This window comes from Lacipirellula limnantheis (assembly GCF_007746075.1).
GTDB lineage: Bacteria > Planctomycetota > Planctomycetia > Pirellulales > Lacipirellulaceae > Lacipirellula > Lacipirellula limnantheis.
In genome coordinates this window covers 6746940-6771013 of sequence record NZ_CP036339.1, presented here as the reverse complement: position 1 = coordinate 6771013, position 24074 = coordinate 6746940, and the positions used below count along the sequence as shown (strand labels likewise).

18 protein-coding genes are annotated in these 24074 nt (G+C 63.8%); 9 read left to right on the top strand and 9 right to left on the bottom strand.

Annotated elements, in window-relative coordinates:
• Positions 1 to 76: 76 nt before the first annotated feature.
• The 3 genes from I41_RS26635 to argH form a co-directional block, all read right to left on the bottom strand.
• The gene (locus I41_RS26635; protein WP_246133901.1) at positions 77 to 1069 is read right to left on the bottom strand and encodes a sigma-54 interaction domain-containing protein; all 993 of its coding nucleotides are present in this window, start codon (positions 1067 to 1069) and stop codon (positions 77 to 79) included.
• Between the two features lie 154 nt (positions 1070 to 1223).
• Positions 1224 to 3488: a HEAT repeat domain-containing protein gene (locus I41_RS26630; protein WP_145436180.1), complete on the bottom strand. Its 2265-nt coding sequence runs from the start codon at positions 3486 to 3488 to the stop codon at positions 1224 to 1226.
• A 177-nt stretch (positions 3489 to 3665) separates the two neighbouring features.
• A complete protein-coding gene (gene argH / locus I41_RS26625; protein WP_145436179.1) occupies positions 3666 to 5060 on the bottom strand; it encodes an argininosuccinate lyase in 1395 nt (464 codons plus the stop codon).
• A gap of 387 nt (positions 5061 to 5447) precedes the next feature.
• On the opposite strand from argH, the gene I41_RS26620 reads away from it, so the two are divergent.
• The 3 genes from I41_RS26620 to I41_RS26610 all read left to right on the top strand — a co-directional run bounded on the left by I41_RS26620 (position 5448) and on the right by I41_RS26610 (position 8259).
• Positions 5448 to 5720: a hypothetical protein gene (locus tag I41_RS26620; protein ID WP_145436177.1), complete on the top strand. Its 273-nt coding sequence runs from the start codon at positions 5448 to 5450 to the stop codon at positions 5718 to 5720.
• The gene (locus I41_RS26615) at positions 5717 to 6049 is read left to right on the top strand and encodes a hypothetical protein (RefSeq protein ID WP_145436175.1); all 333 of its coding nucleotides are present in this window, start codon (positions 5717 to 5719) and stop codon (positions 6047 to 6049) included. The genes I41_RS26620 and I41_RS26615 overlap by 4 nt, the downstream gene beginning before the upstream one ends.
• A gap of 182 nt (positions 6050 to 6231) precedes the next feature.
• Positions 6232 to 8259, top strand: coding sequence for an RNA polymerase sigma factor (locus tag I41_RS26610; protein WP_145436173.1), 2028 nt, complete (start codon positions 6232 to 6234; stop codon positions 8257 to 8259).
• 42 nt (positions 8260 to 8301) lie between these two features.
• On the opposite strand, the gene I41_RS26605 is transcribed toward I41_RS26610, so the two are convergent.
• Entirely contained in the window at positions 8302 to 10089 is a 1788-nt protein-coding gene (locus I41_RS26605) for a hypothetical protein (protein WP_145436172.1), read from the bottom strand.
• Positions 10090 to 10397: 308 nt separating this feature from the next.
• Here I41_RS26605 and I41_RS26600 point away from each other — a divergent pair, with 308 nt between their 5' ends.
• The 3 genes from I41_RS26600 to I41_RS26590 are packed head-to-tail and all read left to right on the top strand — an operon-like array spanning position 10398 to position 14980.
• On the top strand, positions 10398 to 11147 hold the full coding sequence (locus tag I41_RS26600; protein WP_145436170.1) for a hypothetical protein: 750 nt from the start codon (positions 10398 to 10400) through the stop codon (positions 11145 to 11147).
• On the top strand, positions 11144 to 13723 hold the full coding sequence (locus I41_RS26595) for a PAS domain-containing hybrid sensor histidine kinase/response regulator (RefSeq protein WP_145436168.1): 2580 nt from the start codon (positions 11144 to 11146) through the stop codon (positions 13721 to 13723). Before I41_RS26600 ends, I41_RS26595 begins: the two co-directional genes overlap by 4 nt.
• A 45-nt stretch (positions 13724 to 13768) precedes the next feature.
• Positions 13769 to 14980: an HD domain-containing phosphohydrolase gene (locus I41_RS26590; protein ID WP_145436166.1), complete on the top strand. Its 1212-nt coding sequence runs from the start codon at positions 13769 to 13771 to the stop codon at positions 14978 to 14980.
• Positions 14981 to 15012: 32 nt separating this feature from the next.
• Here I41_RS26590 and I41_RS26585 read toward each other — a convergent pair whose 3' ends face one another.
• Entirely contained in the window at positions 15013 to 15225 is a 213-nt protein-coding gene (locus tag I41_RS26585; RefSeq protein ID WP_145436164.1) for a hypothetical protein, read from the bottom strand.
• A gap of 160 nt (positions 15226 to 15385) precedes the next feature.
• A complete protein-coding gene (locus tag I41_RS26580; RefSeq protein WP_145436162.1) occupies positions 15386 to 17053 on the bottom strand; it encodes a sigma-70 family RNA polymerase sigma factor in 1668 nt (555 codons plus the stop codon).
• 636 nt (positions 17054 to 17689) lie between these two features.
• On the opposite strand from I41_RS26580, the gene I41_RS26575 reads away from it, so the two are divergent.
• Complete coding sequence (locus I41_RS26575; protein ID WP_145436160.1) at positions 17690 to 19075, top strand: hypothetical protein; 1386 nt, start codon at positions 17690 to 17692, stop codon at positions 19073 to 19075.
• Positions 19076 to 19104: 29 nt separating this feature from the next.
• On the opposite strand, the gene glgC is transcribed toward I41_RS26575, so the two are convergent.
• Positions 19105 to 20340 carry a glucose-1-phosphate adenylyltransferase gene (glgC, locus tag I41_RS26570; RefSeq protein WP_210421077.1) on the bottom strand — a complete coding sequence of 412 codons (1236 nt, stop codon included), beginning with the start codon at positions 20338 to 20340 and terminating at the stop codon, positions 19105 to 19107.
• A gap of 493 nt (positions 20341 to 20833) precedes the next feature.
• Between glgC and I41_RS26565 the strand changes: the two genes are divergently transcribed.
• Positions 20834 to 21046, top strand: coding sequence for a hypothetical protein (locus I41_RS26565; protein ID WP_145436157.1), 213 nt, complete (start codon positions 20834 to 20836; stop codon positions 21044 to 21046).
• 32 nt (positions 21047 to 21078) lie between these two features.
• Here the strand turns inward: I41_RS26565 and I41_RS26560 are convergent, their stop codons facing one another.
• Positions 21079 to 22209, bottom strand: coding sequence for a glycosyltransferase family 4 protein (locus tag I41_RS26560; protein WP_168207175.1), 1131 nt, complete (start codon positions 22207 to 22209; stop codon positions 21079 to 21081).
• 144 nt (positions 22210 to 22353) lie between these two features.
• Between I41_RS26560 and I41_RS26555 the strand changes: the two genes are divergently transcribed.
• Complete coding sequence (locus I41_RS26555) at positions 22354 to 23100, top strand: alpha/beta hydrolase-fold protein (protein WP_168207174.1); 747 nt, start codon at positions 22354 to 22356, stop codon at positions 23098 to 23100.
• Positions 23101 to 23146: 46 nt separating this feature from the next.
• Here I41_RS26555 and I41_RS26550 read toward each other — a convergent pair whose 3' ends face one another.
• Entirely contained in the window at positions 23147 to 23962 is an 816-nt protein-coding gene (locus I41_RS26550) for an HpcH/HpaI aldolase family protein (RefSeq protein ID WP_145436151.1), read from the bottom strand.
• Positions 23963 to 24074: the final 112 nt, after the last annotated feature.

Below are 24074 nucleotides of genomic sequence, written 5' to 3'. Positions count from 1 at the left end.
AGTGCGTCTTTGTGCCCTTCGTGCCTTGGTGGTTAGTCTTTCTCGCCGCTCCGGCGGGTCGTTGACCTGCGGTTACTTATTCTCCCTCTGCGTCGTCAAGTCCGTACTCTTTCAGCTTCTTGTGGAGCGTGTTGCGGTTGATCCCCAACCTCGCGGCCGCCTTAATCTGCACGCCGTCGCAGAGGTTCATCACTTGCGAGATCACCTCGCGCTCCACGCGATTGACGATGCGGCCGTGAAGGTCGCAATCCTCTTCGCCGGCGGAGGCAAGGCCCTGGACGACTAGTTCTTCGGAGAGCTCCTCAAAACTCATCGTACGGGGGCCGAGCGATTTTGGCTGCCGGCCGGTGCGGACCGCCTCGGGGAGCAGCTCAAACGTCAGTTCGTCCCCGAGCGCCATGACGACGACCCGTTCGACGTAATTTTGCAGTTCCCGGACATTTCCGGGCCAGGAGTACCGCTGCAAGGCCTCCATTGCCCGCGGCTCGATGTGGGCGACGTAGCGGTCGTTTTTCTCGTTGTAGTAGTTCAGAAAGTGCGTCACCAACAGCGGGATGTCGTCGGTCCGGTCGCGCAGCGGCGGGATGTAGATTGGCACGACGTTCAGTCGGTAGAACAAGTCCTCGCGGAATGTGCCGGCCATCGCCAGGTCGAGCAGATCGCGATTGCTGGCGGCGATGATGCGAGTATCGACGCGAATCGTGCGAGTATCGCCGACGCGCTCGAACTCCCGCTCCTGCAGGACGCGGAGCAGCTTCACCTGCAGGTGGAGCGTCGTCGAGTTAATCTCGTCGAGAAAGATTGACCCCTGATGAGCCGCTTCGAACCGCCCGGTGCGGTTGTCGATCGCGCCGGTGAAAGCGCCGCGAACGTGGCCGAACAGCTCGCTTTCGAGCAGACTCTCGCTGAGCGCGCCGCAGTTGACGCGGACGAAGGGCCGATCGCGCCGACCGCTGAGCGTGTGGACGGCGTGAGCAATCAGCTCTTTGCCGGTCCCCGTCTCGCCCAGCAACAGCACTGAGGCGCTCGAACGCGCCACTTGGCGAGTCGTGCGGAAGACCTCCTGCATTGGCGCGCTGTTGCCGATGACGCCCGGCAGCGGGGCGCTGGGAGATTCATCGAGTTGCGGCGGGCGCGGGGGCATGAAAAAAGCGGCAAGCGGAATACTAAGGGATTGTGGCGAGCCGAAAGCGTGAGCTTCCGGCGCGTCGCTAACGGCAAATCTACTTCTTCACGGCCAAGTCCTTCTTCTCAATCACGTCGAGCACGCGGGCCAGCACTTGCTGCGTCGCCGGATCGGCGGTCTCACTGGCGTTGTACCGATCGTATTGGAGGACGACCTGGTCTCGTTTCAGCTGCACGCCGAACTTCGCGACGCTCGCCGCCAGCGCTTCGGCGGCGGCCTGCCGTGTTTCGATCGGGAGCGTCCCCAGGCTGGCGAAGTCGACGAGCATCGTTTGGCTTTCGGGAGTGCCAATCGCGGCCAGTACCGCGACGGACGGGCCGGCCAGCTCGGGCATCAATAGCGTCCGATCGAGCAACCGGGCGTCTTTCTTCAACTCGTCATACGGCGCATTGGCGTTAAGGAGCTGGGCAGTCCACTGGAGCGCCTGTTTCGCCTGAGCGGTGCGCACCTCCGCCGGGGCCAGCGGCAGCGGACGGAGCGCGAGCGTTTCGTCAACCAGCGTGGCGAGGGCCCCGTCGCCGTGGGGGCGAGGCATGGCGTAGACCAATGGATTCGCCTCGGCGATCCGTTGCGCCGCGGCCAGCCGCGGGCCGCTCGCGGCGATTAGGATCGGGACGCCGGCGGTCAGGTCGCTGATCCGTAACTGGTAAACGACCTCTCCCAGCAGCGGCTGGCCGACGTCGCTGTCGAGCACCACAATCCCTAGCCGCGGCGCGATCGCCGGGTCGATCGCGGCTGCCAGGGCTTCACGGCCGATACGCACTGGGGTCGCGTCGTAACCCTGGCCGCGCAGTTTTCCGGCCCAATCGCTGGCCACGAGCATCGCTGGCGCGGCGACAACGGCGGTTGGTTCGCCCGCACCGCCGACGAAGTACCAGAGCGAGTTGGCCACCTCGCTGGCGCCCGGGAACGATCGTTGCGGATGGAGTTGCATGATCGCAGCCAGGGCCGCGAAGCGCAGCGCCCGGTCGTGGCTGGTCAGCGCGGCGGCGAGCGGCGAGGGAAGCCCGCCATTGGTGGCCAGGACCGAGGGGTCGCCGCGGCGACCTAGCTCTTCGGCAATCTGCACGGCTGCCGCCGTGTATTGTTCCTTCGCGGCAGTGGCGAGCGCGACGGAAAGGTCGGCCGGCGTCATCGCGGCCACCACTTGTTTGAGAGCCTCGTCAGCGTCGCGTCCCAGCAGCGCCGACTCTTCCAATGAGTAAAGCAGTACCGCGCGGCGATCGTTCGGCTCCACCATTCCGCCGACCTCGCCCAAGGCGCGTGCGAGTCGCGCGGCGTAAAGGGCCTGTAGTTGCGGCACGGGGTAGGTCGCCGCGGCGAGCTCCTCGGACTGCGAATTCCACGACCACCAGCGGCCGACGAGCCCCTCGTCGATGGTCGGAATCGGCGTCGATTTGATCGCTGCCAATCGATCGCGCAAGAGTTTCTGTACTTCGACCGCCGTCGGTTCGGGGTAGCCGAGTTGGGAAATCGCCTGCCGGGCGGCGGCTGCAGCGGATGCGTCGGCCGACGTGACGGCGATCGTCGACAGCCAGGGAAGGGCGGCCGACACCCGCAGATGGCCGGCCAACTCGGCAGCGTCGCGGCGGAGTTGACCCTGGCCATCGGCCAGTAGCGCTAGCAGCGGCGCGTCGATCGCCGGACGCATGTCGGCAAGTGCGGCAAGGAGATTGGTGCGCGTCGTTTCGTCCTTCGCGTTGGCCAGGGCGTCAATGGCGGCGATCATCCCGGCGTCGCCGGTGGCCCGCAGGTCGACCCGCGCGGCGTATCGCTCGCCCTCGGTTGGCGAGTTGAGCTGCGCGATCAGTTTTGCAATGTAGGCCGGGTCCTTCGCCGCGGCGTCGGCCGCCGCGATCGCACTTTGAGCGAATTCGCGCAGGCCAGCCAACGGGCTGGGGGGGCCGCCTGCCGCGCTTGGCGGGTCGAGCCGCATCAACCGGATGAACTTGGCCGTGCCGAACTCCGCCACCAGCGCCGCCTTTTGGGCATCGTCAAGTTTCGCCCCGATCAGTTCGGGAACAACTTGCGCCGCCGCGTCTGGATGACCCAGGTCCACGAGCATCAAGATCGCCCGCAACTGCTGCGACGCCGTCGTCCGCGGCAATTCGAGCACGGCGGCAATCGCCGGGTCACGACGAGCAAAATCCGCCAGCGTCGTTGGCGGTTCCGCCGCCGGAGCATCGACCGCGGGTTCTTGAGCCTGTAAAGATGCAATGAACGTCATCGACAGCGTCAGCGCCGCGGCGGCGCGAGGCAGCAGCGTCAGGAGGCGTCGAAGCGTGAGCAGACAGTCAGTCATATGATGAAAAGCAGAGATGATAGATGCGGGAGCAACGGCAAGAACAGCAGGAAATGTGCAAACCTGACCGGACAGCTACGCGGTCCGGGTTGAAGCGCCAAACGATTTCAGTGACCGAACCTGTTCGACGCTTCCTCCGCAGGGCGTGGCCCTGGCGGCTCATGAGTGACTTGTTCGTTAGGGTTCGAGGCCGAGGCGCTCCTTCCACAGGGCAACTTGCTTCGCGACCATTGCCGGGGCCGTCGATCCTTCGCTGCTAAATGCCAGAATCGCTTGCTCGACCCCCAGCACCGTGTAGACCGATTGATCGAGCGCCGGATGGGCCGCCTGGAACTCGGCCAATTCCAGCTTCGCCAGCGGCACGTCCCGTTTCATGGCCACGCCCACCAGTTTGCCGATGATCTCGTGGGCGGTCCGCTGCGGAACGCCGACCTTGATGAGGTGCTCCATCAGCGTCGTGGCGTCGAGGTAGCCCCGTTCGAGCCTTTCGTGAATCGCGGGCCGATTGAGTTCAGCGCCGGTCACCACGGCGGCGGCGAGCTCGACGGAGGCTTCCACCGTGTCGGCCGAGTCGAACACCCGCGGCTTGTCTTCCTGCAGGTCGCGGTTGTAGGCGAGCGGCAGCCCCTTGATCAGCACCAATAGCGAGGTGAGATTACCGACCACGCGAGCCGTCTTGCCGCGAATCAGCTCCAGCACGTCAGGATTGATCTTCTGCGGCATGATCGACGAGCCGGTGCAGTAGGCATGAGGCAACCGCAAGAACCGAAACTCCGCCGTCGACCATAGAATCCACTCCTCGGCCCACGTGCTGAGGTGTTCGGCAATCAGCGTGAGCACGAACGCGAACTCGATCGCAAAGTCACGGTCGCTCGACGAATCGAGGCTGTTGGCGACGACTCCTTCAAAGTCGAGGGCCGCGGCGACATGCCGGCGATCGATCGGGATCGTCGTTCCGGCCAGCGCGGCCGTCCCCAACGGCAGCTGATTGACGCGTCGTCGGCATTCGGCCAGCCGCTCGCGATCGCGGCCAAACTTCTCGGTGTAGGCCAGCCAGTAGTGGTTCGCCAGCACTGGTTGGGCTCGTTGCAGGTGGGTGTAGCCTGGCAGGATGATGCCGTGGTCGCGGTCGCAACGATCGACGAACGCCCGCTGCAAGTTCGCCAGCAGTTGGTCGGTCCGGTCGATCGCGTCGCGAATCCACAAACGGAAGTCGGTCGAAACCTGGTCGTTCCGGCTGCGCCCTGTGTGAAGCTTGCGGCCGACGTCGCCGAGGCGTTCGGTCAGCTTCCGCTCGACGTTCATATGGACGTCTTCGAGCTCCTGCTTGAACTCGAACGTTCCGGCGGCAATTTCGTGCCCGATCTCTTCGAGCCCGGCGACAATTTGATCCCGTTCGTCGGCGGAGAGCATGCCGGTTTCTGCCAGCATGCGGGCGTGGGCGATGGAGCCGCGAATGTCTTGAGCGTATAGCCGGTGATCGAAGCTGACGCTCTCGCTGAATCGCTCGACGCGGGGGTCGACGTCCCCTTCGAAGACGCCGCCCCATGGTTTGTGTTGTTGCTTGGCCAAGGAGGCTCTTTCACGAATTAAAATCGGACCGACGCGCACTGTCGCCGCCAGGATCGGTGCAGCCAAAAAATCGGCTACAACATCTTTACGGTAAACGGCTTAGGGTGCGTCGTCAATCTCTCGGCGAGCACGCATCGCCCAAGAAATAGGCACGATTAGCCACAGATTCCCCACCTTTTTCCAACGTGGAGGCTCGTGGTCGGAAAGATGTTGGATTTGGCAGCGAATATCCCGAGTGACGCTTCCCGCCCCCCCGGCGGAGTCGACGGTTGGCGGCAGGCGGGTCGGAGTGGTCCGGCGTGACGTCAGTACGGCGGCAACGCCGGGGGGAGCCGAAGGTTAAGATAGAACTAGCCCGCCCGTCCCTTCTTGCTAAAAAGTATCGCCATGATCAGTCTCCTGCAGTCGATCATTTCGATTCCGGTCCCGTTCAACATGGTTACCATCGCGGTCCTGGCAGGGTCGACGGCCGGGATTTGCGGAAGCCTCTTCACGCAGATTCGTAAGTTCGCCTGCCACCGCGCGGAGCTTAACTTCAAGCGAGATCTTCTCGACCGAGGCCTGACCGCCGACGAAGTGGAGCAGATCGTGCAAGCCCATGGTTCGGCGAATGACGCTCTGGCCACTGCCAGCTCGAAAATGGGGTGCACCACCCGATGAAATTTGACTCTGCCATCTCCGCCCTGCTGGCGCAAGTCTCGAACTCGGGCCCCGATCAGTGGTCCGACGCCTTCTTTGGGTTGGAAGCCGGCGATCGGTTTCCGCTGCTGATCATCGTGATCGGCTGCGTCACGGGCGTCGTGATCACGCTGGCCTGCATCATCTCTGCGGCGATATCCAACGCCCATCAGCGACGGCTAGAGATCGAACTAAAACGCGAAATGCTCGATCGCGGCATGTCGGCCGACGAGGTGGCCAAAGTGATCGAAGCCTCCATCCCCGACGATGCGACCAAGCGTATCAATGCGTTTTTCGGGCGGAAACGCTAGCGGCGTCAGTCTGACTTTGGTCACCCCCCGATGCTGGCGATCCGACCGCCGCCCCGGACTGGTCGTTTTGGCGCCCAGCCCGGCTCTGTCGCGGACCCGACGCCGGCGAGCGAACTTTTCCGCCGAAATTCCAGTCCACCCGCCGAGGTCCCTGTCTCTAATGGTTTTGGAGAGACGCCTTGATGCTGGAATCGCTGACATCCGCCGCTTTTGACGATCCGCTGCCTGTCGAGCCGAGCGCGGTTGCCCTGGCCATCCCGCCGACTGACGGCGAGCGGCTCATGCGGTTTCAGCGCTACCGCGACGAAGGGGCCTTTGCTCAGGTCGTCGAAACCCACGCCAAAATGGTCTGGGGCGTCTGCTCGCAAATCCTCCGTCATCAGCAAGACGTCGAGGACGCCTTTCAAGCCACCTTCTTGATCCTCGCCCGCAAGTCGGGTTCGATCCGTGCCACCGAAAGCGCGGCGGGCTGGATCTATCGAGTTGCTTATCGAACGGCGCTATTGGCGCATAGTCGTCGTTGCCGCCGCAACGAATCGCAGTTGATCGAGGAACTCCCCTCGCTCGATGACCAACTGTCGGAGATCGAGCGAAACGAAGTGACGCTCCGGCTGCTGGAAGAGCTCAACGCACTGCCGGCTCGCTACCGTCAGCCCTTGGTTCTGTGCTACATGGAAGGCCGCACTCGCAGCGAGGCGGCCACGCAAATGGGCGTCAGCTCGCAGACCGTCAAAGGGCTGCTGGCGCGCGGGACGCGGCTGCTGCGATCGCGTCTGATTCGCCGCGGAATTGCCCTCTCGGCCACGATGGCGGTCGTGAACTCGGCGATGGCAGCTGCGCAGGCCTCGGCCGCACCGACGCTGGTGGCGCAAACGGCGTCGCTGGGGGCGAGCTTTGCATTGAAACTCAAACTTACCACTTCGGGCATCAAAGGGGCGTCGCTCAAAGGCGTCGCCGCTTGTGCCCTTGCCGAAAAAGGAATCATTGCCATGACACTTGCCGCCGCGTCGAAGCCCGCCATGGGGATTCTAGGTGTTTGCCTGGCCGCCGGCATGTTGGCCGTCGCCGACGCCGAGCCTGCCAAGCTAGTTGTCGGCGGCGAGGGGGGCAACGTCGTCTTCATCTCTACCGAAGGGGAAGAGAAAGCGGCCAACGTCGTGGCGGAAGTTGCGACGACCTATGAGGCCGAGGTCAGCGCCGACGTGGACGTGCAAGTCCCCGACGTCGAGATCAGCGAGGTCAATCCTACGGAAGCAGCGGCTGCAACGATCGCCGCCGCGCCGCCAGCCGACGTGCCTGGAGCAGTAGCGATCAGCGTCGGAGGCACGCCAACCGCCGGCACGCCCGAGGATGTGCTCGTTGCTTCGGGGGCCCCGATTGCTGTTCCAGCCGTCCCCGCGGTGGCGCCCATGCCGCCAAAGTTCGAAGTCGCGCGCGACTTCGCGTTCGCGTTCCATCCGCAGCAGGTGATGGAATCGCGATTCACGACTAGCAGCGATTTGGCGGCGGCCAGCGGTGGCAGCGAGGCGGCGCTGAAGTTGGAAGGAGAATACTGGGACCTGAAGGCCGCCGGCCTGAAATTGAAGGCCGAGTCAATCGCACTCGGTCTGAAGCAATCGCTCGACGCCAAGCAAGCGGGGGTGGAGAACGTTCCCGAGGCGAAGATCGTTGAGCTGCGAGCTGACGAGCAGCTGACGCTTGCCGAAGTGAAGCTTTGCGAGGTGAACGCCCAACGGGTGCGCGACGCCCTGGAGCAGCGCGTGAAGGGGGAGGAGCAGGAGCAACAGACGCGTATCGAGATGAAGAAGGCCATGGCGGCCGCCGCCGATGCGCAGCGCTCCGCGATGGATGCCGCTAACGAGGCGCGGCGGACGGCGACGATCGAAGTAAAGCGTGCCGTCGAAGCGGCGCAGGCCGAAGCTGCCGAGGCCGCAAAGGTTGCGGCGAAGGCATTGACTAATCGGACGCTGGCGCCGGCGATTGTGTTCGAGCGGAAGCCGATGCCCGCTCCGGCTCCCGCGCCGCCGGTTGCTCCGCAGCCGCCGCAGGAGGTTCGCTTCGAGGAGGCGCCCCTCCGTGAAAACGCCGACATGGCGATCGTTCCCAAGGAGGAGCTGAAACGGCTGCTCAAGCTCGCCGAAACGACCGAGAAGCTGCAAGAGCAGGTGAAAAAGCTAGAAGAAGAGCGATCGAGCGACGCGGCCCGTTAGCCGGGCCGTGGCGGCAAACGGATCGGGCGGAGCCGGTCGGGCTTATCGATCCGCCAGCGGATAGCGCGGCGGAGCGATTGGCCCTTCGTCGCTGACGATGGCTGCCCGGGCCGCGTCTTGCAGCAAGTCGGTGATCTTGTGCCGCTGGCCGTCGATGACGATCTCGTCGCGCACTAACCGCGCGCCGTGGCTGTAGTCGACGTACCAATCGACGTGCACGTTAGTGAGCGGCTGAATCGGCTGGCCGTCTAGCCGCCGCCAACCGTAGATGACCAGCCGGTCGGGGCGCTCGTGGATCTTGTTGGATAAAACAATGTCTTTTTTGCCGCCAGTGACGAGCGGCCCGAGTTGACGGCCCTGCCGCTGAGCCTCGATCTTCTGGTTCGACAGCAGAAACGCGGCGACCGATTCGCGGTCATCGGTCAACGGCTGCGGCGCCAAGCGAACCTCGGCGACCGCGTCGATCGCGTCGACGATCTTGCGCGTCGGCAGCACGCAGCCGAAGAGGTCGGCCAGGCGCTGAGCCGTTTGCGGCGTCATTGGAATGCGGACGAAGTCTTCGTCGCTGCCGATCGCCAGGTAATCAGGAGCGACGTCGATCGTGCCGCGGAGGCCGCCGGCGGCGATGGGGACCTGCTTAAAAGTGCGGAGGAAGCCGGGCACGTTGCCCGCGGCGATCTCGGCGTAGATCGCCGCCTCACGCTGGTCACGCGACAGGCCGGCGAGTTGTTCCGTGAACGCGCGGCCGCCGATCGCATCGGGCCGTCGCGCCGGAATCGTTCCGATCTCCGTTCCTGGGAGGGCGGGGCTACCAGAGGATCTTGCATTCGTCCGTTGACGGGAGGCGCTGCTGGCATTCGCTTGCAATTCATCGACAATCGGCCGCTCCTCGATGAAGGCCTCGTATGCGCGCGGCCCGCCGAACGTTCCCCACTGGCCCTCGGCAGGCGTTCCCAGCGTTTGGGAGTGGACAAGACCATTCATGTCGCCGACGAGGGCCGTGTGCAGAATCTTGTTCGCAGGATTAGGATGAACGTAGAACCGCACGCGCCCGTTAAGCCCCGCGTACTCGGTGAACGGCCCCGTCTGTTTGTCGTTCATCTCAAACGCGGGGCGTAGGGCTTCGACCATTCGCTGCGTCGCGCGGAAGGTGCCGCCGGCGGGGCCGACGACTCGCTTACCGTTAAATTCGATGTTCCGATCGTCGTATGCCAGCACGATAAGCCGGCGTGCATCGTCGCCCTGCAGCCAGCGGACAAGCTTGTCGGCGTGCTTCGTCGCGTCGAACGCATAGTTGGCGTCCAGAATCGCGATGCGATCAATCCAGGCGGGGACTTCTTCGAAGGCTTCGATCACGCCGAAGATGAAGCTGCCGCCGCCGCTGTGACCGGTGAGCGTGACGCGCGCGTTAGCGCCGCCGAACTCGCGGCGCCAGCGTTGGGCGAGCTCGCCGATGCGCTCATTTCCGTCAGGCCGGCTGGCGCGCCATGCAGGCCAGCTCAAGCCGCCGGCCTCGGCGCAGACGAGCACTAGTTTCTCTGCCGGCGTCAGCGTTCGCAGCAGCCGTGTTTGGGCCAGCACATGCTGGATGTCGTAATGCCAATCGAGCCCTTCGGCTTTCGTGCAGCCGAGCGTCTGTTCCAGCGTGTTGCCATTGGGAAGGGCGAAGATCAGCACGCACTTTCGCGTCGGCGCGGGCGCCGAGTCGCTTGCCGCCGGCTCGTTTGCATAAATCCTCACGTCGGGCTCGATCGTTGCAAAGCGACCCTCGTCGGCGACCGCCGTCCGGGGGCAGGCGACGAGTAACAAGGATAGTAGGATCCATTTCATGGCGAGCTCGCGACAATGCCCCAGATACTGCGCCCCTACAGCCCGCGCAACCGGCGCTGGCGCGACAGGAACGGACAACGACGGGTTGATTCGGTCGACAGATTGAACGATCGCGCCCAGCGCCGCCATTGTAATCGGGCCCCCTCGGCGCTGCCGCCCCCGTCGTCGTCTTCGGCATCATCGGCTTACCGCAGACGAACGGCAACCACGGGCCTCGCTAACCTAGAGTTGCAGGTCATTGCCGCCGACGGGCCTGGGCCGCCGACTGCGTTTTACGGCCGCGCCGTAGACTTTGATCGAGCCATTCGATGCGAGACCTTTCTCCGCCAACCCGATCTAACGACAGGCTCTCCTGGACGCTGGGAGCTGCGCTCATCGTCTGGATGGCGCTGGCGGCGGCGGGTTGGTACGGCATCTCGGCTCACGGATTCAACGGCGCTGCGACTTCGACGGCCGACGTGGCGATGCAGTGGCCGGCCGAGTCGACGATTGAACGCATGACGGGCCGGCCGACGCTCGTTCTTTTTTTGCACCCGATGTGTCCTTGTTCTCGGGCCACGTTGGCCGAGTTGGAACGGCTGCCGGTGCTGGCGCCGAACGAGGCGCTCCCCGAGGTCTGCATCGTCGCCGCGGCTCCGCGATCGGTCGGCGAACTCTGGTGGTCGTCGTCTAATTTGGCCCGCGCGGCGCGGCTGCCCAACGCGCACGTCTTCCGCGACCCGGGCGGCGTCGTAACCGCATTGTTTAACGCGCGCGTCAGCGGCAGCGTGCTGTTGTTCGATGCAACGGGAAGGCGACTCTACGCCGGCGGCGTGACCATGGCGCGCGGGCATGCCGGCGACAACGTCGGCCTGCAGGCGATCACGCGTCTGTTGAGAGATCATCAGGCGAAGGTTGTGGCGATCCCGGCCTGGGGCTGCGAGTTGGTGCGCGAGGCGTCGCTCCCCGCCGCCGCAAGGTCGGATACGGCTGATGCCGATCACCTGCCGCGGGAGGAGCGGGCGTTCGCTGGATTCCGTGCCGTCAGATCGAGGTCCAGAGGGGCGGATCCGATATGATCAGCGCGGCGGCAGATTCACGGCAGCAGCTTCGCGCGGAGGAAATCCTCCGTCAGCGCGAGCGGCAGATTTACCGGCGCATCGATCGCATGTTCGCCGTCCTGATGATGGTGCAATGGCTCGGCGCCGTCGCGACGGCGCTCTGCGTGTCGCCCCGCACTTGGTCCGGGGCGACGTCGGAGGTGCATCCGCACGTGTGGTACGCCTTCTGGGCCGGCGGCGCGCTCGCGTCGCTGCCCGTGTGGCTGGCCTGGCGACGCCCCGGCGATACGATCACGCGCTACACCATTGCCGTCGCCCAGATGCTGTTCTCGTCGCTCCTGGTGCAGGTCAGCGGCGGCCGCCTGGAAACCCACTTTCACGTCTTCGGTTCTCTCGCCTTCCTCGCGGCGTACCGCGACTGGGGCGTCCTGATGGTCGCCACGGCGCTCGTCTCCGCTGATCAACTCATTCGCGGCATCTTCTGGCCGCTGTCGATGTTCGGCGTCGCCACCGCCGACCATTGGCGATGGATTGAACATACCGGCTGGGTGTTGTTCGAAGACCTGTTCTTGCTGATCACGATGCGCAAGAGCACCGAGGAGATGCGGAACAACGCCCTCCAGACGGCGCTCTTCGAGTCGCATCACGCCGACCTGCATCGCTACTCTGAGCAGCTCCATCGGTCGTTCGAGAAAGAGCGTTCGATCATCGAGGGCTCGCTCGACGCGGTGGTCGAACTCGATGCGCGGGGGAAGGTCCTCAACTGGAACGGACCAGCCGAACGGTTGTTCGGCTGGACGGTCGCCGAGGCGATCGGCAGCCAGCTGGAAGAGCTCGTCATCCCCGAGCACGACCAACAGCGCTACCTTGCAGGACTTCGGCAATTGACCGAAAGTCCCGCCGGATCGCAGGTCCACCAGCGCTTCGAGATGGAGTGCGTCGCCCGCGGCGGCCGGCAGTTTGCCGTCGAATTGGCCATCGTCTCCATTCAGGGGAGCGAGGAGACGACGTTTTGCGCGTTCGTCCGCGATATCACCGATCGCAAGTCGCACGAGCTCGACATGCGACGCGCGATGGAAGAGTCAGAAGCGGCCAACCGGACGAAGAGCGAGTTCTTGGCCAACATGAGCCACGAGATTCGCACGCCGTTGAACAGCATCCTCGGTTTTGCCGAGCTATTGGTGCGAAATGCCGACGAGGGAGACGAGCGAACTCGCCGCGACTACGCCGACACCATTCGCACCAGTGCTCGGCATTTGATGGAACTGATCAACAATGTTCTTGATCTGTCCAAGATCGAGGCAGGCAAGATGCAAGTGGAGCGGGCGCGCTTCTCGCCGCATCAGGTCATCGCCGAGGTCGTCTCGCTGTTGCGAGTTCGAGCCATCGAGAAGGGAATCGTCCTGAACTACCGCTGGGACGGGCCGATCCCCGAAACGGTTACGACCGATCCGCACCGCGTGCGTCAGCTTCTGATTAATCTGGTCGGCAATGCAATTAAGTTTACCGAGCAGGGAAGCGTGATGATCGTCGCTGGCGTCGCCCGCGAAGGCGATCGGGGCCTTTTGACGCTCGAAGTGCGCGACACGGGCATTGGGATTGAGCCGTCGAAGCTGAGCGACATCTTCCATCCGTTCGTGCAAGCCGACAGCTCAATGACGCGCCGGTACGGCGGCACGGGCCTGGGGCTGGCCATTTGCAAGAACATTGCCGCGGCGCTCGGCGGCGATCTCTCGGTCGACAGTCAGCTTGGCCGCGGCACGACCTTCACGGCGAAACTGGAGATCGGCGATCTGCGGCATGTTCGCATGTTCGAGGCCCCCCCTGACGCGGCGACAGGAGACTACGTCGATCGGCCGATTTCGGCGAACTTACAGGGGGTGCGCGTGTTGTTGGCCGACGACGGCGAAACCAATCGCAAGCTCATTCAGGTGTTTCTCTCGCGTCACGGCGCTGAAGTACAGACCGTGGAGAATGGCGAGATGGCGTGCCGGATTGCGCTTGCCGAGCAGTTCGACGTCGTGCTGATGGACATGCAGATGCCGCAGATGGACGGCTACGCCGCCACTCGCAAGTTGCGCTCCCTGGGATTCCTCAAGCCGATCATCGCGCTCACGGCCCACGCCATGAAGGGAGATCGCGAGAAGTGCACCTTCGCCGGTTGCTCGGGCTATCTCTCCAAGCCGGTGAACGTCGATGAGCTGATCCGCGCCGTTGAAGTCGCCGCGGGCTTGGAGCTGCGTCACGACGAGCTGGTGAAGCAAGAGAAGGAAAAGAAGATCAAACGAGCTCTTGCCGGCCCGATCCGCTCAAGCTTGCCGACCGAGGACGAAATGCTGCGCGAGATCGTGGCGGAGTTCGTCGAGAGCATCCCGGCGCGCCTCGACGCCATGGAACGCGCGCTCGCCGATGAGGACTACGAAGAGTTGCAGCGACATGTCCATGGATTGAAGGGATCAGGCGGCACCGCGGGATTCACCTGCCTTTCCGAGGTTTCGGCCGAGCTCGAATCGTACGCTGCGGCGAGGAAGGGCGATCAGGCCGCGGCGCTTCTTGGCGAACTGAGGGAAATGGAGCCCCTGATCGTCGTCTAACAGACACGGGAATTAACGGTCTGCTCCGCAACGGATCCGACCGCCATGCTGATGACCATCTCAACCGCCATCGCTGAATCGAAGTCGCCGCCGACCGTCGCCGCGGATCCGCCGCGCGCGTCGCAGCAGTCCGCGGACTCGGCGTCGATCAAGCAGTGCAAGTTAATGGTCGTCGACGATGAACCGACGAACGTGAAGATCGTTCGTCGCTTACTCGAACTGGAAGGATTCTCGCAGTTCGTCACGACCACCGACGGCCGCAAGGCGATGGCCCTGATTCGCGACGAGCGCCCGGACTGCGTCCTGCTCGATTTGATGATGCCGTTCGTCACGGGGCTCGACGTGCTCGATGAGTTGCGGCATGATCCGAAGACGGCTCACATTCCGGCGATCATTCTCACGGCGGTGACGGATCACAAGGTCCGCTGCGAGGCGCTCAAGCGGGGGGCGACCGACTTCCTCAATAAACCGGTTGATCCGGCCGAGCTGGCTCCGCGCGTCGTCAACGTCCTCACGGCGAAAGCGTATCAGGACCAGTTGTTGCGCTACAATCACGACCTCGAGGCGGCCGTTCGCGAGCGCACCCGCCAACTGGAGCAGGCATACCGCGAAATCGGCCTGGTGCTGGCCCGCGCGGCGGAGTACCGCGACAACGACACGGGACTGCACGTCGTGCGGGTCGGCCGGTATGCGCGGCTGATCGGCGAGGAGTTAGGAATCGTCGACGACGAAGCCGACTTGCTCGAGCGGGCGGCCCAGCTTCACGACGTCGGCAAAATTGGCATCCCCGATGCTATTTTGCTGAAGCCGGGGCGGCTGACCGACGAAGAATTCGAGCTGATGAAGCATCACTGCACGTTCGGCGACCGGATCTTGCAGCCGTACACGGGCGACGAACAGCCCGCCGCCGCCGGCGGCGCTGGCCGGCTAGGGGGGGTAACAGGTGGCGCGACTCCGCTGCTAGTGCTGGCCCACCGCATCGCCATGAGCCACCACGAACATTGGGACGGCACCGGGTATCCCACTGGCTTGCAGGGCGAGGAAATCCCGTTGGAAGGCCGCATCACGGCCGTCGCCGACGTCTTCGACGCGCTAAGCTCGAAGCGGTGTTACAAGGAATCGTTCCCTATCGACGAGTGCTTCGACACCATGGCGGAGAAGCGCGGAAACCACTTCGATCCGCAGGTGCTAGACGCGTTCCTGCGACGGCGCGAAGACGTGGTGGACGTGTTGATGCGCTATGCGGATGGGGCGTAATTGCCTCGCCATCGCTCCATAGAACGCATCCTTCATTCGGCATCCTGTGTCCGCGCAAACGCGCGCAACATGTTCTCGTTGCGCAGATCATTCTCACGGCGCATCAATTCAGAGCGGCGGGACACGAGTTCCGGCGGTCCTGCGCCGAGCGGCGGTATGTTTTCTCGGATGGCGCGCAAGGTCAGACTGAAACGCTCCCCCGGCGTCATTCTCCGATGCTCATCAAGCGTTTCTGTGCTGAGCATCTCGGAATCCTCATGCGCTGAGTCGTCGCCTAGTTCTGGCACGACGCCGAAGCGTCGCCCATCTTGAGGGTTCGGCCGCGGCCGCCTCGACAAAAAAAGGCCGCCGCGACGTCTGACGACTTCGCAGCGGCCTCGTGGGGCTTCGGGGATGGCTCGCGACTTACAGGTCGATCGAAATCTTCTCCTCCTGGGCCGCCAGGCGCAGCTTCGTGAGCGCTCGGGCTTCGATCTGCCGGATCCGTTCCTTCGTCACGCCCATCTCGGCGCCGACCTCTTTGAGGGTCAACGGCTCGCGGTTGTGATCAAGGCCGAAGCGGCCGATGATGATCTGCTGCTCCCGTTCGTCGAGCTTCTGCAAGATCCGCTGGATCTTCTCCAGGCGGTCCGATTGCGCCCGCTCGTCCACCATCGGGTTGCCGCGCTCTTCTTGGGTAGCGGCGAACAGTTCGTCGTAGCTCGTGCGGAACCGATCGCGTTGGCGATACTCTCCCGGAATCGTGCGGGCAAAGTTCTTCATGATCGCCCAGCTGGCGTACGTGCTGAACTTATTGCCGCGCGAATAGTCGAACTTCTCGATCGCCCGCAGCAGCGAGACGTTGCCGTCGCTGACGAGTTCGAAGAAGTTCTGGTCGGGCGTGACATGCCGCTTGGCAATCGACACGACCAACCGGAGATTCGCCTTCGCGATCTGATTCTTCAGTCCTACCGCCTGTTCGTTCAAGTCTTCAATCTCATCCATCAGCGGGGCCTTCGGCTGCTCGACGTCGAGCTCCTTCCGCAGGCGCGCCGCCTTAAACTTGAGATAGTTGTACTTGCGGAACAGGTGTTGTTCTTGCTCGCGGGTGAGCAACGGCATCTCGTACAGGCTTGCCAGGTAAGGGGGCAAACCGGTCGGACGACGCGGCTTCCGCGAGGGTTCGTCGGTTTGAGGCATCGGGCCGAGGATCGCGTTGTCGGCGCCCTTGCGCGCGAACCGGGCGTTGTCGATGTAATCGAGCGGCAACTCCATGATCCGCTGGGCGCGGACTTCGTTGATCACTCGGTAAATCGTCGTCTTCGTCCGGTTGTAGTCGCTGCAAAGCTTGTCGACCGACGCGCCGCGGCGGTACGCCTCGTAGACATTCTGCTTCTGCGGTTCAGTCAGCGGCCCGCCCAGGACCGGAAACACCGCAAGCTCAGGGTTTTCCGCATCGTGTTGGCGAATCGCCGTGCGAATCGTTTCGACGCTGCGACCGCTCCGCTCGGCGAGCCGGCGGGCGATTTCCGCTTGGCCGACGCCGTTGGAAGCCATCTCGCGAGCCTGGTCGATGAATTCGTGCCGCTGCTCGTCGGTCAGTTGGCTGAACTTCGCTCCGCGTTCGACGCGCTCAGCGTTGTTCCGCACAAAGCGATCGACGCTCGAACGGAGGAAGCCGACCCGTTTCCGGCCGTCGAAGACGAGCCGACGGCTCACGAGGCCAAGCTCGCGCCACCGCGAAATCGTCTTCGTCGAAACATTGAACTGGCGGGCCAGCTCTTCGACGGTGAAGACTTGCTCGCCCATCGCGTCAGCTGGAAGCTCGGCAGCGTCAGACAGATCTTCCACCAGCAGGCGCAGGTCATGCACCAAGTCGCGGCCGGCAATTTTTCGCGCTGAATCGGCTGCGGCCGTCTGGGCGCCGGCAAGTTGCTCGAAGACCTGCGTCGGTTGATAGGACTGGCCGACGTCGACCGTCGCCATCAACCGCTCGGCGGCGTCGATGCGCTGCAGGAGCTGTTCGCGGGTCGCCTCCTGACGTTGGCGATCGCGAATTTCACGGACGAGCGGGCTTTTATAGTCGATATGCATGGTACACCTTCTTCTCGGTCATTCCTCAAACGGCGTTACACGTGGTGTTCCTTGCGATTCCTTCGCCCACGGCAGTCACGGCGTCGATCTAATGCTTCAGACGTCTCCTGTACGAAAATCGTGCCCGCTTGTTTGCGGCAAGGCACGGCAACTCTGCAACTTTCGCTTGTCGCGGCCCGAAGGCGGACATCGAGCCGCTTGCAGTGGGCTAGCTTGACCCCGTACCGACGGTTGCTAGCGACTTCAAGGGCTACTGGTTGTACGAAGTAAGACCGATTTGGGTCGATAGAAAGTTCGCAGAATTGGGGCCGATAGATTCCCCAAAAACAGAAAAGTTCGTCGTAAGTGACTACTGAAAGATAACTTACGATGTCCGGTCCGACGGGAATAACGGGCGGATTTCCGCAAAAACCCTCGGTTTCCCGCATCGGGGCGTGTCGAACGCTCTCTCGACGCCAGGATGCCAGACGTTCAATCCTGTCCAGCGGCGCGGCGACCAAAGCACGGTTTCAGCCGATCTTGGGTGTTTTCTGAGAACTGGCTATCATCCTCCCCGCCTGTCGGGCGCTTTCCGCAGGTCAAGTCGATTGTTTTCGCATCATCTGGCGCTCTTTCAAGAGCCGGGGTTCAAGCAAAATGTCACGCGCCCTCTTCGCCGTATGTTCGCTGATCGTTGCCGTCGCCCCAGTTTCAGTTGCCCTGGCGAAGCCCGGGACGGCGTACGATCTGACCACGGGAGCCAAGGCGGGCGACGTCATTCACGTTGAGGCCGAATTGGAAGTCGGCGGCGACTTGTTCGCAACCGATGCGGAAGGGAAAGAGTCGAAACTGGCCACCAGCGTCGTCGCCAAGCTCGACTACGACGAGCGGCTGCTCGACTGGTCGGCCTACGCCGAGAAGCCCGCCCGCTCGCTTCGCCATTACCACAACGCCAAGGCGACGCTGAAAACCGATGAGATCGGCGTCGACCGTCAACTGGCCAAGCAGGACCGGCTGATCGTCGTCGATCTTGCCGCTGATGGGACCTCGGCGCTAAACGGCCTCGACCAGACCCTCACGCGCGACGAGTTCGATCTGGTCAACGTCATCGGCAACACCGTGCTGCTCGAACGCCTACTGCCTAGCCGCTCGCTGAAGGAATCGGAAGGGTGGGATCACGACGCCCAGACGATCGGTGGCCTGGTCGGAATGGACAACGTCGCGGTCTGCGAGGTCCGCAGCGTCGTCACCGGCATGGAGAACCGCCAAGTGCAGATCCGCCTGGCCGGCGTCGTCCATGGCACCGTCGACGGCGCCGCCAGCGAGATGGACCTCCGCGGCGCCTACCTATTCCATCTCGACGAGCGCCGCATCACGAAGTTCAACATGGCGATCAAGGAAGTCCGCAAGTCGGGCCAGGTGTCGCCGGGCCTCGACGTCGTCGCGAAACTCTCGCTCGTGATGACGCCCCTCTCTTCTGTCGATCAAGCCGACGCCTTTGAAAAAGCTCAACTCACTGCTGCCCAGGCAATGGAGCCAGCCGATCTGCGGCGGCTGCGGGTTGAATCGGCCGATCGCGGCTACCGCTTCATGCACGACAAAGCGTGGTTCCTCACCGCCGAGCAACGCGAAGCGATGTCGCTGCGCCTGATGGTTGCCGGCGAACTGCTGGGCCACTGCAACGTCTCGACGCTGCCCGTTCGCCCGGCGGGGAAGCCGATGACGCTACAGCAGTTTGAAGAGAATGTCGTCAAGTCGCTCGGCGATAAGCTGGGCGAGGTGAAGGCGGCCACCGAGTGGGCCAACGCCGCAGGGCACCAATGCCTCGGCGTGGTCGCCGTTGGAACGGTCGACGAGGTGCCGATGCAGTGGCGGTATTACTATATCGCCGACGAAGGAAAGCGGCCGACCACCGTGGCCGTGACCGTCGAACAGTCGGCCGAAGAACGCTTCGCCGACGCCGATCGGGCGATTGTCGACACGCTCGTGCTGCTCGACGCGCCGGCGAGCACCGCGGCCAAGCCTGGGGCGGCGAAGAAGTAGCGACCTTCACTTGTTCGGTTGCATCAGCCCTACCGCGAAAATAGCGCCTCGGACCCGTCGATCGTCGGAATCACCGTGACGCCCTTTTCGGTCACCTCGAACCCGCGCCGGCGATCGGCTTCGTGATCGACCCCCACCTGCGCCCCGTCCGGGATGAAGACGTTCTTGTCGATGATCGCCCGGCGAATGATCGCCCCTTTGCCGATATGGACGCCCGAGAACAAGATTGATTCGGTCACTTCGGCCCGTTCCTCGACGCGGCTCTTCGGCCCGATGATCGACCGCGTCACATGCCCGCCGGCGATGATTGTCCCCGCGGCAACGATGCTGTCGTGCGCCTCGCCGCGACGGCCTGAGTTCTCGTCGAACACGAACTTCGGCGGCGGGAGGTTCGGCTGGTCGGTCCGCACCGGCCAGTGATAGTCGTAGAGGTTCAGCAGCGGATCGACCGCGGTCAGCTCGATGTTCGCCTCGAAGTAGGCATCGAGCGTCCCCACGTCTTTCCAATAGGCGTCTTTCTTGCTGTTCTCGTCGTGGAACGGAAACGCCATCACTTTGTGCGTCTTGATGATCGATGGAATGATGTTCCGGCCGAAGTCGTGGGCGCTTTCGGGCAGCGTGGCGTCCTGGCAGAGCTGGTCGAAGAGGAACGGCGCATTGAAGACGTAAATTCCCATCGACGCCAGGCAATGGTCGGGGTCGCCGGGAATCGTTTTCGGATTCGGCACCTTTTCCTCGAACCCGATGATTCGCCGGCCTTCGTCGATCTGCATCACGCCGAATTCGCGCGCTTCTTTGGGCGTTACCCGCAGGGCGCCGATGGTAAGGTCGGCCCCCATCTCCTCGTGGTAGGCGACCATCTTGCTGTAGTCCATCTTGTAGATATGGTCGCCCGCAAGGATCACGACGTACTTGGGCCGCTCTTGCTCCAGCGTGTAGATGTTTTGATAGACCGCATCGGCGGTCCCCTGGTACCACTGCTCGTCGATCCGCTGTTGCGGCGGGACGACGTCGATGAACTCGCCTAGTTCGCGGCAGAGGAGATGTCGCCAGCCGTTAGTCACGTGCCGGGCGAGGCTCATCGCCTTGTACTGGGTGAGGACCAGAATCTTGCGAATGCCGCTGTTCAGGCAGTTCGACAGCGTGAAGTCGATGATCCGGTAGATCCCGCCGAATGGCACCGCCGGCTTGGCCCGATCGCGCGTGAGAGGTTCGAGGCGCGATCCCTTGCCGCCCGCGAGAACGACTGCCAGTACGTCTTTCATCGAATGCATCCTCCGTGGTGCGCGGCTCAGGAATTCCTGGGACCGAAGTCACTGATTCTAGAGGGTTTGGGCAGCGGACGTAATATGTGCGGGCGCGACGGCGGGAGACCTGCGAAGTTCAATGATTGACCGCCAAGCACCCCTAGAGCGCCGTGAGCGCCGAGGAAAGGGAAATTTGGAACCGCCGATGAACGCAGATAATTCTTTCCATCTGCGTTGATTCGCGTCTATCGGCGGTCCCATTCTCTTCGATGGCGGCTCTAGGGCACTGACTTGACAGGTCTCCCGACCCCGTCTTATCCCGCCTCCGCAATCTTCGCCCATTTTTCCTTTGGCCTACACACAATCTCCATGGTCGACGGTTACAACGATCTCACCACCTGACCGCCGGGGCTGGGCTTGCCGTCTCGGGATGCCCACCGCCTGCTTGCCACCGCGTGCAACCTGGCCCCGGCGGTTTCTTTCGGCACGTTCAGCCAAACATCGAGGGGGTATGAACCGTCTCCAGCGTCCCGAATACCTGCCGACTCGCCGGGAGATCGTCGAGCATTGTGCGGAGATTCGCCGCAACTGGACTAACTCTGAACGCCGCCGCCGCGCGGTCGGCCATGGGATGGCCAGCATCGACGACGTCTGGATGCCGCCGCAGATTGTCACGTCGCAATGCCTCGCCCGCGTCCGAAAAATCGTCGCCGACGCAATCTGATGGGCCTCGCTCAGGATGTCGGAGGAATCGCGCTAGGGCGCGGGAGCGTGCACGAGTCTCTCGTACAGGCGATCAAACGCCGCGAGCGTTGCGTCCAGCGACCACTTCTCCGCCATCCGTTCGGCCGCCGCGAGTCCCATCCGCTCGGCCCGCGCTCGATTAGCGAACAACTCGTCGGTGGCGCGCACCGCTTCGGCCCGGTCGCCGAGCTTCACCAATAGCCCGGTTCGATCATGAACCACCGCGGCACGATGGGCGGGGACGTCGCTGGCGACGCTCGGCACGCCCGCGGCGCCGGCTTCGAGGACCGCCAACGGCGTCGTCACCGACGCGTTCAGTTGCCAAAAAACGTCAATCCCCGGCAGCAGTGCGAGCCAATCGTCACGATAGCCGAGAAATCGGACGCAGCCCGGCTCGCTCACTTGTTGCGCGAACCCTTCCAAGCGCGCCCGATCGTTACCGTCGCCGACGATCAACAGCCGGGCGGTCGGATGGATAATGCGCACCAACTCGAAGGCCCAAATGGCCTCGTCGACCTGCCGATGGCGTCGCAGCGGTCCGGCCACGGCAATCAGCTTGGTCTCGCCCGCGAGTTGGAGCTCGCTCAGTAGGCCGGCCCGCGCCGGGCCGGCCTCGCCAGCGCCGCGCCGCGACACGCCTGGCGGAATCACATGAATGCGGCTGGCATCAATGCCTAGCTGCGTGAGCCGCTCCCGCGACGCCTCCTCGGGAACCGTAAGTGCGGTAACGCGCGGGTGGACGGAGCGCAATACGCGTTCGCTCCAACGCGTCGCGTCGCCAATCGCTAGCAGCGATCCGATGAGCACCTGCCCCGGCCGGCGCCGACCGCTCAGCGCCGCGTGAGCGAGCGTGCGGACGTCCCACGTATGGGTGACGGCCGCCGCCAGCTGCCGGCGCAAGCGTGCGAGCCGAGCTAGAGCGATCACATCGATCGGCCAGCGACCGCCGAGAGTTTGGACCGTGACGTTTTGATCTCGCAGGGCGTGAACCGGAAGCTTCTCCGCCAGCAGCGGCGCGACCACCACTCGGTCGCCGGCCGCTGCTTGGCTCATGGCCAGCGAACGCAACATGCTCGCGCCGCCATAACCGTCGAGACGCGTCGTCAGGTGCAGAATCCGCAGCGGGTGTTTCGCAGCAGGCATGGCGAGTCGCGGTGTGGGGGGGCCGCCATTGTAGGGCCACGACCCAAGGCGTGCGACGGGGTAAGATAACGGGCCAGCAACCGTCCAGACTCCGGAACGGCCGCGAAGCGAGCGACCACGCCCCACAGGCACAAAGGAAGAGACTTGAGCGACGAAGTCTGGACCGACCTGGAGATTGCCGGCCATCATTGCCGAGCCTTCACGCCTGGTGCGCCGGCGTCGGACGGCTCTACCGTCATCTACTTGCATGACGAAGACGATCGGAAGTTCGAGCAGCGACCAATCGTTATGCAGCAACTCGCCCGGCGCGGGCTGCGTTGCCTGGCGCCCCTGACCGGCCGCAGCTGGTGGACCGATCGACTCTGGCCGCCGTTCGATACGAAGCGGTCGACGGCACAGTTTCTCATCCAAAGCGTGCTGCCTTGGCTCGCGGAATGCTGGCAAGTCGCTCCGCCGCAGATTGCTCTCCTCGGCGTCGGCATGGGAGGGCAGGGGGGGCTGAAGTTCTCCTATCAGCAGCCGAACCTCTTCCCCATCTGTGCCGCGATCGCGCCGACGATCGACTATCATCGTGCGATGGAGGCGGGCGACCCCACGCTTGCGCAACTCTATCGCGATGCGGAACAAGCCCGCCAAGACACCGCTACGCTCCATATTCATCCGCTCAACTGGCCGCGGCATCAATGGTTCGCCAGCGACCCGGCCGACTACCTTCGCCACGACGGCGCTGATCGATTGCGGATGAAGCTCTACTCGCTCGGCGTGCCGTACGATGCCGACCTGGAAACGACCGCAGGAGGCGACCTGGAGGCTTACGTCGAGCGAATGGCCGAACCGGCCATCAACTTCATCGCCGAGCGACTGCAGCGCGAACGGCTGCGAGTGCCGTAGACTGCCGTTGGCGATCTCGACACCGCCTCTTTTCCTGTTCCATTCTTTAAATCGCCGTCGTGCGATTGTCGACGTTCCCGGCAGCGTCCCCCAATTCGCGGCGTAGCTGGGCGAGCTCGCGGCGGAGGTGCCGCTCGACGAGGAATGCGTCGCCGCTGTGGAGGATGAAGTTGGCTCCCTCCCGCGCCCATGTCGCCTCTTGCGCGACGTCGCCGTACACCATATGCAGTCCGGCGGCCACGCCCGCGGCCCGCGACTTGACGATGATCTCGCGCACGGCCGACTCGAAGCGAGGATGGCCATACTCTTCCGGAATGCCGAGACTGCATGAAAGATCGTGCGGACCGACGAGCACCACGTCGAGGCCCGGAACGCGCAAGATCTCGTCAAGATTTGCCATGGCCGGGACGCTTTCGATGTTCACGATGCAGAGGTTGGCGGCGTTGCGCGCATCGACGTACTCCGCCAAGGCCGGCTCCATGGGCTCGCGCCCGGCGAGGATCGCCGCGCGACGTTCGCCCTTGAGCGGACCGTACTTTACCGCCCCGACGAGGGTGCGCACCTGTTCGGCCGTTTCGACGTAGGGAGCGATGATGCCCTGCGCCCCGGCATCGAGCATCTTGCCCGCTTCGACCGGGCAAAGCGTCGGGATGCGCACGATTGGCGTGAGTTCGAGCGCGGCGTAGGCGCGGCACATCCAGGAGACAGTCTCGCGGTCGAGCGCCACATGCTCGGTATCGATGAAAACAAAGTCGAGACCGGTCCGCTTCAGCAGCGCTGGCCACAGGGGAGAACTCGAGGCGACCATCGTCCCGTAGACGCGCCGGCCAGCTCGCAGGGCGGCCAGGAGTGATTCGCTCATCGTGCTTGTTCGCCCACTTCGCAATTGCAGCCCCTGGCTCCGCCAGGGGGTTGGTCACTATATCGAGCGGCGTCGCCTAACGTAACGCTACCCTCTGGCGAAGCCAGGGGCT

Coding starts and splice junctions, on each gene's coding strand:
- I41_RS26565 (WP_145436157.1), top strand. CDS start 20,834: ATGAACCGTCTCCAGCGTCCCGAATACCTGCCGACTCGCCGGGAGATC.
- I41_RS26560 (WP_168207175.1), bottom strand. CDS start 22,209: ATGCCTGCTGCGAAACACCCGCTGCGGATTCTGCACCTGACGACGCGT.
- I41_RS26620 (WP_145436177.1), top strand. CDS start 5,448: ATGATCAGTCTCCTGCAGTCGATCATTTCGATTCCGGTCCCGTTCAAC.
- glgC (WP_210421077.1), bottom strand. CDS start 20,340: ATGAAAGACGTACTGGCAGTCGTTCTCGCGGGCGGCAAGGGATCGCGC.
- I41_RS26610 (WP_145436173.1), top strand. CDS start 6,232: ATGCTGGAATCGCTGACATCCGCCGCTTTTGACGATCCGCTGCCTGTC.
- I41_RS26585 (WP_145436164.1), bottom strand. CDS start 15,225: ATGCTCAGCACAGAAACGCTTGATGAGCATCGGAGAATGACGCCGGGG.
- I41_RS26600 (WP_145436170.1), top strand. CDS start 10,398: ATGCGAGACCTTTCTCCGCCAACCCGATCTAACGACAGGCTCTCCTGG.
- I41_RS26605 (WP_145436172.1), bottom strand. CDS start 10,089: ATGAAATGGATCCTACTATCCTTGTTACTCGTCGCCTGCCCCCGGACG.
- I41_RS26635 (WP_246133901.1), bottom strand. CDS start 1,069: ATGCAGGAGGTCTTCCGCACGACTCGCCAAGTGGCGCGTTCGAGCGCC.
- I41_RS26590 (WP_145436166.1), top strand. CDS start 13,769: ATGCTGATGACCATCTCAACCGCCATCGCTGAATCGAAGTCGCCGCCG.
- I41_RS26615 (WP_145436175.1), top strand. CDS start 5,717: ATGAAATTTGACTCTGCCATCTCCGCCCTGCTGGCGCAAGTCTCGAAC.
- I41_RS26630 (WP_145436180.1), bottom strand. CDS start 3,488: ATGACTGACTGTCTGCTCACGCTTCGACGCCTCCTGACGCTGCTGCCT.
- I41_RS26550 (WP_145436151.1), bottom strand. CDS start 23,962: ATGAGCGAATCACTCCTGGCCGCCCTGCGAGCTGGCCGGCGCGTCTAC.
- I41_RS26595 (WP_145436168.1), top strand. CDS start 11,144: ATGATCAGCGCGGCGGCAGATTCACGGCAGCAGCTTCGCGCGGAGGAA.
- I41_RS26580 (WP_145436162.1), bottom strand. CDS start 17,053: ATGCATATCGACTATAAAAGCCCGCTCGTCCGTGAAATTCGCGATCGC.
- I41_RS26575 (WP_145436160.1), top strand. CDS start 17,690: ATGTCACGCGCCCTCTTCGCCGTATGTTCGCTGATCGTTGCCGTCGCC.